At 35.4% G+C, this 14753-nt stretch carries 12 protein-coding genes, 4 tRNA genes and 1 pseudogene; 7 read left to right on the top strand and 10 right to left on the bottom strand.

The features are described 5' to 3' along the window. Positions 1 to 110 precede the first annotated feature (110 nt). Positions 111 to 1343, top strand: coding sequence for a hypothetical protein (locus OOL05_RS05405; RefSeq protein WP_264730101.1), 1233 nt, complete (start codon positions 111 to 113; stop codon positions 1341 to 1343). Positions 1344 to 1474: 131 nt separating this feature from the next. On the opposite strand, the gene OOL05_RS05400 is transcribed toward OOL05_RS05405, so the two are convergent. The 3 genes from OOL05_RS05400 to def form a co-directional block, all read right to left on the bottom strand. Continuing rightward, positions 1475 to 2002, bottom strand: a complete 528-nt coding sequence (locus OOL05_RS05400) for a demethoxyubiquinone hydroxylase family protein (protein WP_007302313.1) — start codon at positions 2000 to 2002, stop codon at positions 1475 to 1477. 446 nt (positions 2003 to 2448) lie between these two features. Next, positions 2449 to 3222, bottom strand: a complete 774-nt coding sequence (locus tag OOL05_RS05395) for a uracil-DNA glycosylase (RefSeq protein WP_264376021.1) — start codon at positions 3220 to 3222, stop codon at positions 2449 to 2451. Beyond that, a complete protein-coding gene (def, locus tag OOL05_RS05390; protein WP_010403849.1) occupies positions 3212 to 3751 on the bottom strand; it encodes a peptide deformylase in 540 nt (179 codons plus the stop codon). The genes OOL05_RS05395 and def overlap by 11 nt, the downstream gene beginning before the upstream one ends. Positions 3752 to 3888: 137 nt before the next feature. On the opposite strand from def, the gene ftsA reads away from it, so the two are divergent. Further along, positions 3889 to 5127, top strand: coding sequence for a cell division protein FtsA (gene ftsA / locus OOL05_RS05385; protein WP_010403853.1), 1239 nt, complete (start codon positions 3889 to 3891; stop codon positions 5125 to 5127). 296 nt (positions 5128 to 5423) lie between these two features. Here the strand turns inward: ftsA and OOL05_RS05380 are convergent. The 4 genes and pseudogenes from OOL05_RS05380 to OOL05_RS05365 all read right to left on the bottom strand — a co-directional run bounded on the left by OOL05_RS05380 (position 5424) and on the right by OOL05_RS05365 (position 7055). After that, positions 5424 to 6242: pseudogene (locus OOL05_RS05380) on the bottom strand (IS630 family transposase). 29 nt (positions 6243 to 6271) lie between these two features. Then, on the bottom strand, positions 6272 to 6580 hold the full coding sequence (locus OOL05_RS05375) for a hypothetical protein (RefSeq protein WP_264704516.1): 309 nt from the start codon (positions 6578 to 6580) through the stop codon (positions 6272 to 6274). A gap of 317 nt (positions 6581 to 6897) precedes the next feature. Continuing rightward, positions 6898 to 6962: transfer RNA gene (locus OOL05_RS05370), tRNA-Val, on the bottom strand. Positions 6963 to 6979: 17 nt separating this feature from the next. After that, positions 6980 to 7055 (bottom strand) — tRNA-Ala (locus tag OOL05_RS05365). Between the two features lie 299 nt (positions 7056 to 7354). Between OOL05_RS05365 and OOL05_RS05360 the strand changes: the two genes are divergently transcribed. Continuing rightward, positions 7355 to 7427: transfer RNA gene (locus OOL05_RS05360), tRNA-Lys, on the top strand. A 17-nt stretch (positions 7428 to 7444) separates the two neighbouring features. Next, positions 7445 to 8698 carry an NADH-quinone oxidoreductase subunit NuoF gene (gene nuoF, locus OOL05_RS05355; RefSeq protein WP_264730098.1) on the top strand — a complete coding sequence of 418 codons (1254 nt, stop codon included), beginning with the start codon at positions 7445 to 7447 and terminating at the stop codon, positions 8696 to 8698. Between the two features lie 22 nt (positions 8699 to 8720). Here nuoF and infC read toward each other — a convergent pair whose 3' ends face one another. The 3 genes from infC to nuoI form a co-directional block, all read right to left on the bottom strand. Next, positions 8721 to 9239 (bottom strand): translation initiation factor IF-3, encoded by a 519-nt coding sequence (gene infC / locus OOL05_RS05350; protein ID WP_010404127.1) that lies wholly within the window; start codon positions 9237 to 9239, stop codon positions 8721 to 8723. An 11-nt stretch (positions 9240 to 9250) separates the two neighbouring features. Then, the gene (thrS, locus tag OOL05_RS05345; RefSeq protein ID WP_264704515.1) at positions 9251 to 11152 is read right to left on the bottom strand and encodes a threonine--tRNA ligase; all 1902 of its coding nucleotides are present in this window, start codon (positions 11150 to 11152) and stop codon (positions 9251 to 9253) included. 185 nt (positions 11153 to 11337) lie between these two features. Next, complete coding sequence (nuoI, locus tag OOL05_RS05340) at positions 11338 to 11820, bottom strand: NADH-quinone oxidoreductase subunit NuoI (protein WP_264376017.1); 483 nt, start codon at positions 11818 to 11820, stop codon at positions 11338 to 11340. A 131-nt stretch (positions 11821 to 11951) separates the two neighbouring features. Here nuoI and mnmE point away from each other — a divergent pair, with 131 nt between their 5' ends. The 3 genes from mnmE to OOL05_RS05325 all read left to right on the top strand — a co-directional run bounded on the left by mnmE (position 11952) and on the right by OOL05_RS05325 (position 14587). Next, complete coding sequence (gene mnmE, locus OOL05_RS05335; protein WP_264376016.1) at positions 11952 to 13280, top strand: tRNA uridine-5-carboxymethylaminomethyl(34) synthesis GTPase MnmE; 1329 nt, start codon at positions 11952 to 11954, stop codon at positions 13278 to 13280. A 47-nt stretch (positions 13281 to 13327) separates the two neighbouring features. Beyond that, positions 13328 to 13412, top strand: a tRNA-Ser gene (locus OOL05_RS05330). A 170-nt stretch (positions 13413 to 13582) separates the two neighbouring features. Then, on the top strand, positions 13583 to 14587 hold the full coding sequence (locus OOL05_RS05325; protein ID WP_264376015.1) for an NAD(P)/FAD-dependent oxidoreductase: 1005 nt from the start codon (positions 13583 to 13585) through the stop codon (positions 14585 to 14587). Positions 14588 to 14753: the final 166 nt, after the last annotated feature.

The following is a 14753-nucleotide window of genomic DNA, read 5'->3' as shown; positions in this document are numbered from 1 at the left end:
TTTTGAGATTTTTGACAATTTTTTAGCACTGAAGAGAAAAAGATATTTTTATTGACTTATCTATGTATTGAAGTAATCACTAAAAAGTTTTAGTGGTTATGGTATATAATATGTCTAAGCAAGTAGGTAAACAAGGTGAAAGTAATCTTATTTTAGAGCCTGAACAGTTCTCTAACAGCTTCTTCAATAGTCAACAGAGTAGTTCATCAAATCCAAAATTACCGACTATAAGTCGTAAAGATAGGCATATGGATTTAATCAAGAAAAGGTACGCAAAAAACAAAGATGTTGCAGAATATCTAAGAAGTTATGACTTTATTAAAAGAGCAGAAGAATTGTCAATAATTTATCTTTTTGAGCGAGACTCATCTTCTACGAAATTGCAAATACCATTGACTACAGATGAACAAATTCTAGTTAAAAAATTTTGTGATGAGATAATAAAAGGTATAACAGAACACGATGAGCAAGAAAGCGTTTTAAAGTACATGGAACGCATAATAGAGGGTTATTTAAATCAAGGAATAAGATTAAACTCATATTACGGTAAGGATAATAAGACTGTAACAAATTTTATATTTGAAAAAGTGGAAGAATTAATTAATCGCTTTCATGCAAATCCACACAATTCAACTACAAAAAATATCATACAAAAGATCACTCGTAATTTAGTGTTAAAAGGTGGGGTAGAAAAAGGATTATCTTTTTATAGCGATATTGAAGGCGGATATTACGGCTCTAATTATTTAAATGATCTTAACGAACAATGTAAGAGTAAGAAAAAAATGCTAGAGGGTCTAGCATATGAAGGTATTGTGAAAGAAAATAACAAGCAAATTGATAAATATGATCTTGAAGTAGAAGTAGATAATAAATATTTTTATATTAAGTATCCACAAGGTAGTATTGTTGAAACTGCGAGAACTTTAAATAATGAAAAAGCTAAGGATTTAGAAGTTGGCATATTTCAGATTGAGGAAAGTATAGTAAAAGTTGAAATTACAGAAGATGGAAAAAGAAATTACACAGATATCTTAAAAGGTGGTATTGAAATATTTTTTACTACTAAAATAGGAGAGATTAGTATTTATCTACGGAAAGATGGTAACAAAATGGTAGTAGAAATTGATGAGAAAAGCAAAATAAGGTTTAGCAAGTTAGAAAACAAATCAAGCTTTGGAGGGAATTGTCTTATACAGGGGAAAAGTGTTTTAGAAGTTATGGGCAAGAGTTTTGAAAATATTCCTGAGGAGTTAACTCAGACTATTAAAAACGTTCCATCTACTAGTCTTATGCAAACATGTTTACAACAACAAGAAAACTCTAATAGGGGATTAAATTAATGTATTTTTAGGATAATAATTAAGAAATTAATTATAAACATTCATACGCATTCGATTGTAGTAGAGGATATGGGGCAGCAATTAGCACAAGAACTAAAGGCAAATGTGGTTGGTTGTCAAATAGTGATTGATTAAATCAATTTAGAGAGGTAAATAGCAGCTTTGCAGCTTGTTTTTATGAACAAAGATAAAACGTTGTAGCCAAGTGCGCTTTCGGCATTGTGCTGAATTGCAATATCTCTGTGCTCTAATTCCTCATCGCGAAATTTACTTATAGTTTCTCTTAATTCCCCATCTTCTAAATGTAAGACTTGCTCCTTGTAGTGCTCTCCGATCACTTCTTCAACTGCAGCAGTGCAAGCCATAGCGGCTTTTTTACCCATCATGGCAGTTACAACACCAAGTGATACCCCTAAAGCACCCCAAACTGGCAACAAAACAGTAGGACGAACTCTTTGCTCCTTGATTTTCTCATTAAAATAGTGGAAATGTTTTTTTTCCTGCTCCTCCATTTCAATTATTTTGTCAATTATGGAAGATTTTTTAAGAATAAATTTTTGACCGGAATAAATGCAAATGGCTCCATATTCGCCAGCATGATTTACTCTAATTGCTTGTTCTAAAAAATTTCCTTTCAATTTTTTTATATTGCTTTCCAATGTCTCCTCCCTTTATTTCTGCATTAGTACTACTATAAACCAACATATTATAGAGTAAATAAAATTCCATGCGTGCATTGCACCAACATTGTGATTACAGGAACTCAAGCAGCTATAGCAACGGCAAGAGTTACTTGACGGACTCCGCCATTCTCCTTAAAATAAGGGTGAAGATATATTATTTATCTTCAGTCTGTGCAGATAAAACGACAAAAAGCTCAATATACTTGATGTTTAATTTTTTGCACTATGTGCACTCTATGTCTTTATAAAACTTTTACCCACATAAGCTAAAATGCGCTTATCAAAGCATTTAATACAATGAAAAACGCCAATTAAAAAAATAGGTAGTAGCTGATAGATTTTCTTGTGCCTTTTTCTCTGTTTAGTAAATTTTTCAATATTTAATGCAATTAGCCGGTACTAAGATGATAACGAGTAGTAAGCTAAACATCCGTGTGGTTATTAGTATTATCAAGATATTCTCTAATCTTCTTTAAATCTTCCCAAGCTAAGCGTTTTTGTGCTGGTTGACGAAGTAGATAGGCTGGATGAAATATAGCGGCTGTGGTAATTGCATGAGATAAATATTGGTTAGTATAAGTATGAAATTTGCCACGCAAGTTCGATATAGTCTTTGTGTTATCAAGAAGGCTATAACATGCAATTCCTCCAACTAAAATTAGAATCTGCGGTAAAACAAGAGCAATATGCTTCTCAACAAATGGTCTGCACATATCAAGCTCTAGATCAGTTGGTTTTCTATTACCTGGTGGACGCCAAAACACGGTGTTGCTTATATATACCTTAGTGCGGTCCAGATTAATTGCACCGAGCATCTTATCGAGCAGCATTCCGCTTGCACCACAAAATGGTATGCCTTTCAGGTCTTCATTTGCTCCTGGTGCTTCACCAATAAGCATGATTTTTGCATTCGGATTACCATCAGAAAAAACAGTATTAGTTGCAGTTTTTTTTATTTCACAACCCTCAAATGACTTAACTGCACTTCTTAGTTCATCTACACTACCACATTCACTTGCAAGCTTCCTTGCTTTAATGATCCAGTCACTTGGGAACATGGCTTTTTTCTGCTCGATGACAGAAGACTGTGCAGCTCTCTCATTTTCCACTTTTTTTTCCTCTTCACCTTCAGTTAGCGTGCAGTCAACACCCACTTCATGATAGAACTTCAACAATTCTAGATCTTCATTGTTCATAGTGCCTCTTAACCTTTTGAGCTTTTTTCATAGCCATATCGTACTTCAATTTAGACAAATGTCTAACGTATAATATACCATTTAAATGATCTAACTCATGCTGAATACACCTTGCAAGCCAACCACTAGCTTTTAGCGTCTGTTCTTCGTTATTTAAATTTTTATATTTCACAGTTAAATATTTTGGACGCTTAATTTCATGGCTTTGCTCTGGAATTGAAAGGCACCCTTCTTTGAGAATTACTTGTTCACCCGATAATTCTGTAATTTCAGGATTAATCATGCAAAATTTGCCAGTTGATTCATATCCTGCTGGCCCATCTTCAGCCTTCTCTGGCTGAACGTCCATGACAAAAACTCTCTTCATCACTCCAATTTGCACTGCAGCAAGGCCAAGACCATCTTCATGGTACATAGTTTCGAACATGTCGTTTACTAATTCTTTAATTTTATCGTTTATATCTGTTACTTCACTGGCACGTGTAGTTAACCTTTCATCAGGGGCAATTACAATTGGCAATTTAGACATAAAATTAAAATTTTATGTTTTATTTTTTCCTTTGTACAGTATTTTGGGTATATTAAAATGTTGCTGTATTTTTAATAGAAATATAAATTATTAAAGGAAGCTACAATTTGAATGGAATTGTGTCATAAGGTCAACTAATGTACTCTGCAGTAATAATAAAACCGAAGCGAAATGTTTTTGCCGTTTTAGACGTAGGTACAACAAAAATTATCTGTCTCATTGTTAAGATCAATAGCAACTTCAGCTATAAAATAATAGGAACGGGTTATAAAAGTGCAGAAGGTATAAGCGGTGGATCAATAACTGATGCAAAGCATGCAAGTTACTCTATTTCATCAACTATAGGTTTAGCTGAGCAAGTATCAGAAGAGACTATAGACCAGATATATGTGAATGTAGCCGGATGTGGAGTCTCATCTTTTAACGTATATAACGAAATTATTGCAGCTAATCACGAAATTTCAGACCGAGATATAAAACGTGTAGTCTTTCAGACGTTTGAGAAATATATCGAAGAAAATGTTATCATTCACAATATACCACTGAAATATCACTTGGATGACATGACTGATATAAAAGAGGTTGGTGGATTGTACGGAAAAAGACTATCTGCTGATGTTAATGTCGTCACTGCTTCGCGTCCAGCGCTTACCAACATTGAAAATTGTATAACTAATAATAGCGGGATAAGTATGGCTGGTTGTATTGCTTCCGCATATTCTGCAGGCCTTGCCTGTCTAAGTGAAGATGAAAAAGAGCTAGGAACTGCCATTGTTGACATAGGGGGTGGGTGTACTGCAATTGGAATTTTTAAGAGAGGAAAGCTTATATACACAAGCAGCATTCCAATTGGCGGCATTCACATCACTCGAGATATAGCTTATGGACTATGCACAAGTATAGAGCATGCTGAACGCATAAAAATACTATACGGTAGCACTGTCGTAACTTCAATAGATGAGAACGAATATATTACACTGCAAAACAGTGAAAATGATGAACCGACTCGAGTACCCAAGTCCGAACTTATTGACATCATAAGACCTAGAGTTGAGGAGATATTTGAACTGGTAAGAGAACAATTTCAAGAACAAAAAGATCCAATCAATAAAGTAGTGCTCACAGGTGGAACCAGTCAACTCACAAGCATGAAAGAGATTGCAAGCTATATATTCAACAAACAAGTCCGCATTGGATGCCCTGAGTCTCTCAGTGGCCTTGATGGCGAGTATGATAAAAATCCCGTATTTTCTGCTGCCATAGGCTCTATCAAGCTAATAGTTGACACTTTTTATAAAAATAACTCTGGAATGCTCGGTCAAGATGGTAAAATGAGTAAATTGTATAATTGGGTTAAATCGAAAGTCACGGTTTGATTTTACCAAATAAAGTTTTGATATCCGTCAAAGGAAGTATAAAGAAAATTATTTCAAGATTGATAAATTGATTCGTGATCATACACCTGAAATTATGCGCTCCCATGGAATGATTGTTTATGATATGGTAATGGAAAAAGATGAATATGCTGAACGTCTCATTCTATGATAAAAGATAAAACAGGCTGGATCCCAGTGGGCTTTGTTGCATCGCTCAAGTGAAAAGAACTGGCAGTTACTGACAAAATTCATTATAAATAGCCATTTATAGCTCTTTTCATAATAGTCCGAAAAGCTTATAGAAAAGCGGAATCAACAGCATGACGAAAAGATGTGAATAGAGGACTAGCTCTGTTTTTTATAGCAAACCAATGATGCTCAATTTTGTTAAAATCGGGAGAATAAGGCGGTAGATATAAAATTTCTGCGCCAACTCCTTTAGCAAATCTTATTAGACTTATGAAAAGTAGCATTATCAAGGATAACAGTTTGTCCAGGTTTCAAAATCGGTGTCAGAAACTGCTCAAACCATTTATTAAAGATATCCATATTACAGTGGCCTTCAAATGTTAACGGAACAACTATTTTTCTGCCGTTTAAGGCTGCAATCATACTGATTCGTTGAATTTTTTTACCAGATTTTAGAGCATAAAACCTCTGTCCCTTCTGGCAATATCCATAACTCGGTGTTATCAATGCCAGACTCATCTATATAAACTAAGTTTTGAGGTTCTTTTGTTGCTATAATTTTCAAAAATTCAGCGCGTTTTTCTTCGTTTCTTTCTTTGTATCCATATGTCTTTTTTTGCGTGTGAGTCCAATTTTTTTAAGAGCTCGATGGATCGTTGGGATACTAACATTGCTCCAAAGCTTAGCCATTTCCGATACCACCATATTTTTTAGCAAATTCAGTAAATTTATTCCAGTCAGTAATTTTGTGATTATAACCTCCATTTCCAAGTTTTTTTGACTGAAAATCTCCTGTTTCTTTTCTTCTTTGCTGCCACTCCCATAACGTAGTTCTTCCAATTTTAAATCTTGCTGCCACCGTTTCCCTGCTCTCTCCTTCTTCTAGTGCTTCCATTGCTTTTTTTATAACTATATGCTGCTGGCATCCTTACCTTCACTACTATAAAACCTTATTTTACCTCGTTTGGACTATTATGAAAAGAGCTATACTTTTAGAGTTTATTTCTTGCTCGTTTACAATATAATGAGTTCTTATAAAATCTATGCATGTTTGATACCCTGACCGAGCATTTCTTCCTTCGTCGCCATCTTTAGGAGCTTCTAATAGACAAAGCAAATTATTGAGTGGAAGTTCTAAAATAATATTCTCATCAATATCACTGCTTTCATAAGCTGAATTAAGACTTGCTCTAGGTTCTGGAAGATTTTGCAGTTCTGATGCTAGAGTTTTTGATGAGTATTTTTCTTGTGTAATCCCTGTCACTAATAGTACCTTAGTGTTATTACAGTATACTGTTAAAAAAAGATTTTTGCAACTTAGCACTAATTTTTCTCAATCTAAAATATTTTTCAAAACAAACCTCTCTCTACTGTCAAATTAAATTCTTTTATTGACTTGTTTACTCTATCTAAATTGTTGAAAAATACCCTATATTGTAGAGAAATAGAGAGTATTCTTAATAGATTATGTAAAATATAGAGTTTTTATGGGTAAATATTGACAGTGAGATACCGTGTTTATTTGATTAGTTTTTAGTGTATTTTTGTATTTTAAATTTTGGCTAAAAACTCTCCATTTAATGGGCGATGACAGTGCCGACCCCCTCGGTGTAAACAAGATGCTCTACCAACTGAGCTAACCGCCCTTTTCTTGTTTGTGGATTGGTGGAGGCAAGCGGGATCGAACCGCTGACCTTCTGCGTGCAAAACAGATGCTCTACCAGCTGAGCTATGCCCCCAACTTTTGCTTAAAGCATAAATCACTCAGGCTGAAATGCAAGAAATATTTATTTGTGAGGCTATTGCTAAATAGTGCACAAATTCTGCATTTATGTATAATTCTCTATCTTTTTAGAGTTGTACGTCAGCTTTACCAAATGAATCTTTGAATTAACAAGAAGTTTTCCTTCAAAAATTTTTAATTAAATTATCACTAATACAGTACATTATATAATTTATTTAACCACACATGAAAATTTTAGTTTGATTAAAATGGATAAAAACTATATTACTGTTTAGTATAGCTGAAAAATAAAATGATCCCGTAGCTCAGCCGGTAGAGCAACTGACTTTTAATCAGTGGGTCACGCGTTCGAATCGCGTCGGGATCACTTAGAATCTTAAAAGCATGCTAAAAGAACAGGACAAAATATTCACAAACTTAAATGGTAAAGAAACACCACTACTTGAGGGTGCAAAAAAACGTGGTAGTTGGCAAAAAACAAAGGAATTACTGGATTTAGGATCAGAAAAAATCATTGATGAAGTAAAGAAATCTGGCTTGAGAGGTCGAGGGGGTGCAGGATTTTCTACTGGCCTTAAGTGGAGCTTTATGCCTAAAAATCCTCCAAAAGCATATTTAGTAGTCAATGCAGATGAGTCAGAACCTGGTACATGTAAAGACAGAAACATATTACGATATGAGCCACACAAGCTACTTGAGGGAATTCTTCTGGCTGGCAGAGCGATCAGCGCATCAGCTGCGTATATTTATATCAGGGGTGAATTTTATAATGAACATTTAGTTCTAAAAAAAGCACTTGAGGAAGCCTATAAAGAAAACTTAATTGGAAAAAATGCCTGCAAGTCAGGTTATGATCTTGATGTGTTTATCCATAGGGGTGCAGGAGCTTACATATGTGGGGAAGAAACAGCTCAACTCGAATCCATTGAAGGAAAAAAGGGCTTTCCTCGCATGAAACCTCCATTTCCCGCAGGTGTTGGACTTTTTGGCTGCCCCACTACAATAAACAACGTTGAAACTATATCTATGGTTCCAGATATCCTAAATCGCGGAGGAGAGAGGTTTGCATCTCTTGGTAAACCAAATAATACTGGCACTAAGGTCTTTTGTATTTCAGGGCATGTAAATAATCCATGTAATGTTGAAGAAGAGCTAGGAATTTCACTACGTGAATTAATTGAAAAATATGCAGGTGGAGTGCGAGGAGGTTGGGATAACTTACTTGCTGTAATACCTGGTGGGTCTTCAGTACCATTAATTCCAAAATCTATATGCGATACTATTGAAATGGATTTTGATTCATTGAGAGCTGTACAATCAGGGCTTGGTACTGCTGCTGTGATAGTGATGGATAAATCAACTGACATAATAGCTGCAATAGAAAGATTATCACATTTCTATATGCATGAGTCCTGTGGGCAATGTACACCATGTCGTGAAGGTACTGGATGGATGTGGAGAATTATGAGAAGAATGGTAGCAGGAAATATTAAACCTGGTGAAGTAGATAAGCTACTTGACCTTACAACTCAAATAGAAGGACATACAATTTGTGCGCTTGGCGATGCTGCAGCTTGGCCAGTGCAAGGGCTAATCAGACATTTTCGTCATGTAATTGAAGATAGGGCAGTAACTTAACTTACACTTTTAAGTCGTTTTACTACTTAGCAACCAGAGTTAGAAAATATTGATTTCCTTCCCTTTTAGGCGCTAGCTCTACCTTTGCAATATCTTCAGTATCTCGAATTAGCCGTTCTAATTTTTCCACTCCAACCTCAGTATTTATAAGCTCTCTACCTCTAAATTTCATTGTGCACTTGATTTTATGCCCAGATATAAGAAAATCTCTTGTTTGACGCAATTTTGTTTCATAGTCATGATTATCAATATTGGGGCCCAGCTTAATTTCCTTTATAGTTAATGCTCTTTGTTTCTTTTTTGCCTCGCTTGCCTTCTTTTTTGCATCATATTTTTGTTTACTGTAGTCGAGTATTTTACATACTGGAGGAGTTGAATCAGGTGCAATTTCTACCAAGTCTAAATTGACACCTTGTGCAACTTCCAAAGCTTGTCTTAATGGCACAATTCCAACCATTTCACCATTATGATCAACTAAGCGTACTTCCTTAGCTGTAATGAATTCATTAATTTTGTTTTTATTATTCTTTTGAACTTGCAAGTTTTTCTCCCTTAACTCAAATTAATACTTTTTAAAAGCAATTCAGTAGCCTTTTCCAAAGGAAAAGACTCTTGTTCTTCTGACCCTAAATTTCTCACTGACACAGTTCTATTGATGATCTCATTTTTACCTATAACCCATAATATAGGTACCTTATTTGAACTATGCAAGCGTATCTTATAACTAATTTTTTCATTGGTCAAATCGGTCTTAATTCTAACACCTTGTTCTTTTAAAATATTGCTGATTTCAGTAGCATAACCATCAGCTTCATTTATAATGGTCAGAATAGCAAGTTGCGTTGGAGCAAGCCAAATTGGAAATTTTCCTGCATAATTTTCTATCAAAATCCCAATAAAACGTTCAAAAGTTCCAAGAATTGCTCTATGTAGCATAACAGGGTGGTGCTTTTGTCCGTCTGCTCCTATATAAAAAGCTCCAAGCCGCTCCGGTAAAATAAAATCAACTTGCAACGTTCCACATTGCCAATTTCTACCTATTGCATCTTTCAAAACAAACTCTAACTTTGGACCATAAAATGCACCTTCACCAGGATTAAGTTCATAACTAAGCCCTGCTTCTTTAACTGCTTCAAGCAGTGCTCTTTCAGCTCTATCCCACACTTCATCATTACCTGATCTAGTATCTGGACGGTCTGAAAATTTCACAGAAATTTCATTGAACCCAAGTTCTGAATATACTTCTTTTAAAAGGTCACAAAATTTTACAGTTTCAGAATTCACTTGTTTTTCCATACAAAAAATATGTGCATCGTCTTGCGTAAAACCACGCACTCGCATCATTCCATGCAATGAGCCTGAGCTTTCATTTCTATGGCATGTGCCAAACTCTGCCATACGTATCGGTAAATCACGATAGCTTCTGGTGTGAGAATTAAAAATCTGCACATGACAAGGGCAATTCATGGGTTTTATTGCTAGCTTTTTACTTTCAGATTCATCAATAATGAACATATTTTCACGAAACTTATCCCAATGTCCCGATTTTTCCCACAGCTCTTTGCTTACTAAAATAGGTGTTTTTACCTCAAAGTAGCCATTGTTCATTAACTTTTTTCTGATGTAAGACTCAAGAACATTATATAAAGTATATCCCTGTTCATGCCAAAAAATCTGCCCAACAGCTTCCTCTTGAATGTGAAATAAGTCCATATCCTTAGCAATTTTGCGGTGGTCGCGTTTTTCTGCTTCCTCCAGACGTTTAAGATAAGTATTTAATTCATCCTTATTTCTCCACGCGGTGCCATATATTCTTTGCAACATTGGGCCCTTAGAATCGCCACGCCAGTATGCACCTGCTACTTTCATAAGTTTAAACGCTTTAACTCTGCCAGTTGATGGTGAGTGCGGACCACGACATAGGTCTACAAAGTTGCCTTGTTTATAAACAGTTAGGTTTTCGTTTTCTGGTATTGATGAAACAATATCAACCTTGTATCTTTCACCTATATCACTAAAGAAATCAATTGCCTGCTTACGAGTCCAAACTTCTCGGACGAATCTGTGGTTACTTTTTATAATTTCCTTCATTTTTTTTTCTATTGCAGTAAGATCGTCCGTGGTAAAGGCACGATCTGTAGCAAAATCATAGTAGAAACCATCTTGAATTGTTGGCCCGATAGTAATCTGAGTATTAGGAAAGAGCTCTTTTACTGCCTGCGCCATTATATGAGCAGCATCATGCCTTATTATATCTAAACCCGCTTCGTCACTCAGTTGTATTACCTCTATCTCTGTATCAGATTCAATTTCACGTGAGAGATCATACAACTCACCATTTACCTTAAAGGCAATTGCTTCTCTCAAAGCATCCGGTTGTAATATATCAAAGCCAGTGACTCTACCACTGTATTCTTTTACTTTTTGTTCGGATAAAAAGGTAACTTTTATCATTCATTAGACCTTTTGTCATCCCAGTGCTTGACACTGGGATCCATGTTTCTTTCTTTTCTAGATTCCAGCGTCACGCGCTGGAATGACACCAAAAGGTGAGCTACTGATCTTTCAGTTAAATAACAGTTGTACAAGAGATCTATTACATACTTGCTGTAAGAAATTTTAATTGTTGACATACCTAGTTAATAATACGGCCTGTTCTTTTTTAACCTGAGTGCAATTGCTTCTTCCCAAACTTCACCATTACGCAATAGCTTTTCTTTATTGTACATTAGCTCCTCTCTTGTTTCAGTAGCAAATTCAAAGTTAGGACCCTCCACAATTGCGTCAACTGGACATGCTTCTTGGCAAAGTCCGCAATATATGCATTTTGTCATGTCAATATCATAGCGTGTGGTGCGGCGACTACCGTCTTCTCTTTCCTCTGCTTCAATAACTATTGATTGAGCAGGGCAGATAACTTCGCATAACTTACAAGCTATGCATCGTTCTTCACCATTTGGATACCTACGCAACGCATGCTCACCACGAAACCTTGGACTTAAAGGGCCCTTCTCTATAGGATACCTCAAAGTAACCTTTGGCTTAAACATATATTTTAATGTAATAACAAACCCTTTAATTAACTCTACAAAAGACCAGTACCAAGCTAATTTCTTGAGCATAAAATATTTAAAACTTGTGTCAGTCATTATAAATCATATTATCAGTTTTCAAAATAAATATTTTCACCTGGGTGACTTTTTAGGTATTTTGGTTTCTTAAGTGTAATATTGCTAAGTAGTTTATATCAATAATGACAAACACAAATGAAACTATTTTCGCTTTATCGACCGTATTTGGTAAGTCAGGAGTTGCAGTAGTCAGAATTTCAGGCAACTACGCGCTTAAAGCTTTAAATCATTTTCATATTAAGAAAGAAATTAAACCAAGATTTGCTACTTTAGTTGATCTATATGATGATTCCAGTCAATTGATAGATAATGGAATAATCATCTATTTCCCTGCTCCAAACAGTTTCACTGGCGAGGATGTTATAGAGTTACAAGTGCATGGAAGCAAGGCCGTCATAAAAATCATCTTGGAGGAATTATCAAAAATTTTCGTTATGGCCAGGCCTGGAGAATTCTCACTTAGGGCTTTTCTAAATGGTAAATTTGACTTAACGCAAATAGAAGGGATTGCAGACTTAATTGATGCTGAGACGAAAATGCAAGCTAAACAAGCGATTAAGCAGATATCAGGAGAATTGGAGAGACTATACAGCAATTGGAGGCAAAGATTAATAACGATACAATCCAAAATCGAAGCATATATAGACTTTCCAGAGAACATTTGGGCAGAAAAAAGTGAATTGGAAAAAATTAATAATGAAGTGCAATCTCTCGTGCAGTTGATACAAGAGCATTTAAATGATAATAGACGGGGCGAAAGGTTGCGTGAGGGTTTACATATTGTAATAACTGGTGAACCAAATGTCGGTAAATCAACTCTGTTTAATTTCTTAGCCAAGCGTGATATTGCTATTGTTTCTGAATATGCAGGCACAACAAGAGATATACTTGAAGCTCATATTGACATTGGTGGATACCCAATCATTCTCTCTGATACTGCTGGAATTCGTGAGAGTTCAGATCCAATAGAATCAGAAGGTATAAGTCGAGCGAAAAAAAGGTCTTTTGAAGCTGATTTAAGAATAGAACTATTTCCTTTTGAACAGCGTCATAATATCAATTGCAACGTTGTAAATAGCGATACTATTTATGTATTGAGCAAAGCTGACGATGTTATCAATAATCACAATATAAAAATTAATGGCATAGATCTTTTACCCATTTCTATTCTAAAGGGAATAGGTACAAACAAATTGATCTCTCTCATAAAAGAGAAGGCAAAGGAAAAATTTGGGCATGATAGAGACACTCCTGTGATTACTCGGCAAAGACATAGGAATCACATGCAGAAAGCACTGGAACATTTACAGCGTTTTAATATCTATAATCCAATTGAGTTGATATCTGAAGACTTGAGGCTTGCTGCATTTGAACTTGGTGCAGTAATTGGAATTATTAATGTTGAGGAAATATTGGATAGTGTGTTTAGTAGCTTTTGTGTAGGCAAGTAAGATTTTTATAGATTGCTTGAAATTAAATATTGTGGTAAAAAAGAGGTGGACGGATGGCCGAGCGGTTTAAGGCACCAGTCTTGAAAACTGACGTACGGAAACGTACCATGGGTTCGAATCCCATTCCGTCCGCACTTACTTCTCAGATTTAAAATGTTAGTTAATTTTTAGAGCTTATTTAGATGGTTCGTAACGCTGTAAATCTTATCTAATCTAGCCACATCTTTTAAAAATAAATCCCTTTGTAAATTGACCTTGTTAGCAAAGAAAGCTAATATCTATAAATAGATCACCATCTGAATATGGAAACCGATATCGTAATAATAGGTGCAGGGCCTGTTGGAATATTTACTGCTTTTCAAGCGGGAATGCTTGATATGAGATGTCATGTAATAGATGTTTTGGATCAAGCAGGAGGACAATGCACAGCTCTTTACTCAGAAAAGCCAATATATGATATACCTGGTTATCCTGTAATTACTGCCCAAAAATTAATTGAGCGACTAATGGAGCAAGCTTCACCGTTTGAGCCTGTTTACCATTTAAGTCAAAAAGTGGAAAAGATTTCAAATAACGAAGGTGAAAACTTTACTATCATAACGAACATAGGTACAGAGGTAAAATGCAAAGCCGTTATCATTGCTGCAGGTAACGGAATGTTTGAACCTAACCGTCCACCCTTAAGTGGTATATTAGAATATGAAAATAAATCTGTATTTTATAATGTAAATAAAATTTCTGATTTTCAGGACAAAACTATAGTCATTGCAGGGGGGGGGGATTCTGCGGCTGATTGGACTGTAGAACTTTCTAAAGTTGCAAAGAAAATTTATGTGATACATAGGAGAAAGGAATTTCGCTGCACTCCTGAAACTAGAAATAAATTAGAATCACTTGAAAATAATGGAAAGATAGAACTGGTAGTGCCATATCAATTACACGAACTAGCAGGAGGTAATGGGCAGTTGAGCGCAGTGATAGTAAAAAACATTGCCTCTAAGGAAGAAAAAGAAATATCCGCTGATTTTCTGCTGCCATTTTTTGGATTGTCAATGAATCTTGGGCCAATAAACAGTTGGGGTATAGAGTTAGAACATGGCCGCATAACTGTCGACCCAGCTACACTTAGAACCAGTAGAGATAGAATATATGCAATCGGAGATATAGCTACTTATCCAGGCAAACTAAAATTGATACTAAATGGCTTTGCTGAGAGCGCCATGGCTTGTTATCACATATACAAAGTAATTCACAATTCTCCAGTTAATTTTCAATATTCAACTTCAAAGGGAATTCATCGAAATTAAAGAGTAAAGAGATCCATGAACCTGCATGCAGTTATCTCAAGCATAAGGGAATACAAACGAAAAAGATTACTTTACAAATTCCCCTAACTCCCTTGCCATGATAATAAGAGTATTTATCCTTATTTTTGACCTGCAGGCTCAATCAAAAAATCAGTAAAAAACTCAA

The organism is Wolbachia endosymbiont (group B) of Episyrphus balteatus, assembly GCF_947250575.1.
In the GTDB taxonomy this organism is placed as follows: domain Bacteria; phylum Pseudomonadota; class Alphaproteobacteria; order Rickettsiales; family Anaplasmataceae; genus Wolbachia.
This window is presented reverse-complemented; position numbering and strand designations above follow the sequence as displayed.

Excerpts from the sequence above, each read along its gene's own strand:
- mnmE (WP_264376016.1), top strand. The coding sequence starts at position 11,952 with ATGACAAACACAAATGAAACTATTTTCGCTTTATCGACCGTATTTGGT.
- thrS (WP_264704515.1), bottom strand. The coding sequence starts at position 11,152 with ATGATAAAAGTTACCTTTTTATCCGAACAAAAAGTAAAAGAATACAGT.
- OOL05_RS05405 (WP_264730101.1), top strand. The coding sequence starts at position 111 with ATGTCTAAGCAAGTAGGTAAACAAGGTGAAAGTAATCTTATTTTAGAG.
- def (WP_010403849.1), bottom strand. The coding sequence starts at position 3,751 with ATGTCTAAATTGCCAATTGTAATTGCCCCTGATGAAAGGTTAACTACA.
- OOL05_RS05325 (WP_264376015.1), top strand. The coding sequence starts at position 13,583 with ATGGAAACCGATATCGTAATAATAGGTGCAGGGCCTGTTGGAATATTT.
- ftsA (WP_010403853.1), top strand. The coding sequence starts at position 3,889 with ATGTACTCTGCAGTAATAATAAAACCGAAGCGAAATGTTTTTGCCGTT.
- OOL05_RS05395 (WP_264376021.1), bottom strand. The coding sequence starts at position 3,222 with ATGAACAATGAAGATCTAGAATTGTTGAAGTTCTATCATGAAGTGGGT.
- nuoF (WP_264730098.1), top strand. The coding sequence starts at position 7,445 with ATGCTAAAAGAACAGGACAAAATATTCACAAACTTAAATGGTAAAGAA.
- nuoI (WP_264376017.1), bottom strand. The coding sequence starts at position 11,820 with ATGCTCAAGAAATTAGCTTGGTACTGGTCTTTTGTAGAGTTAATTAAA.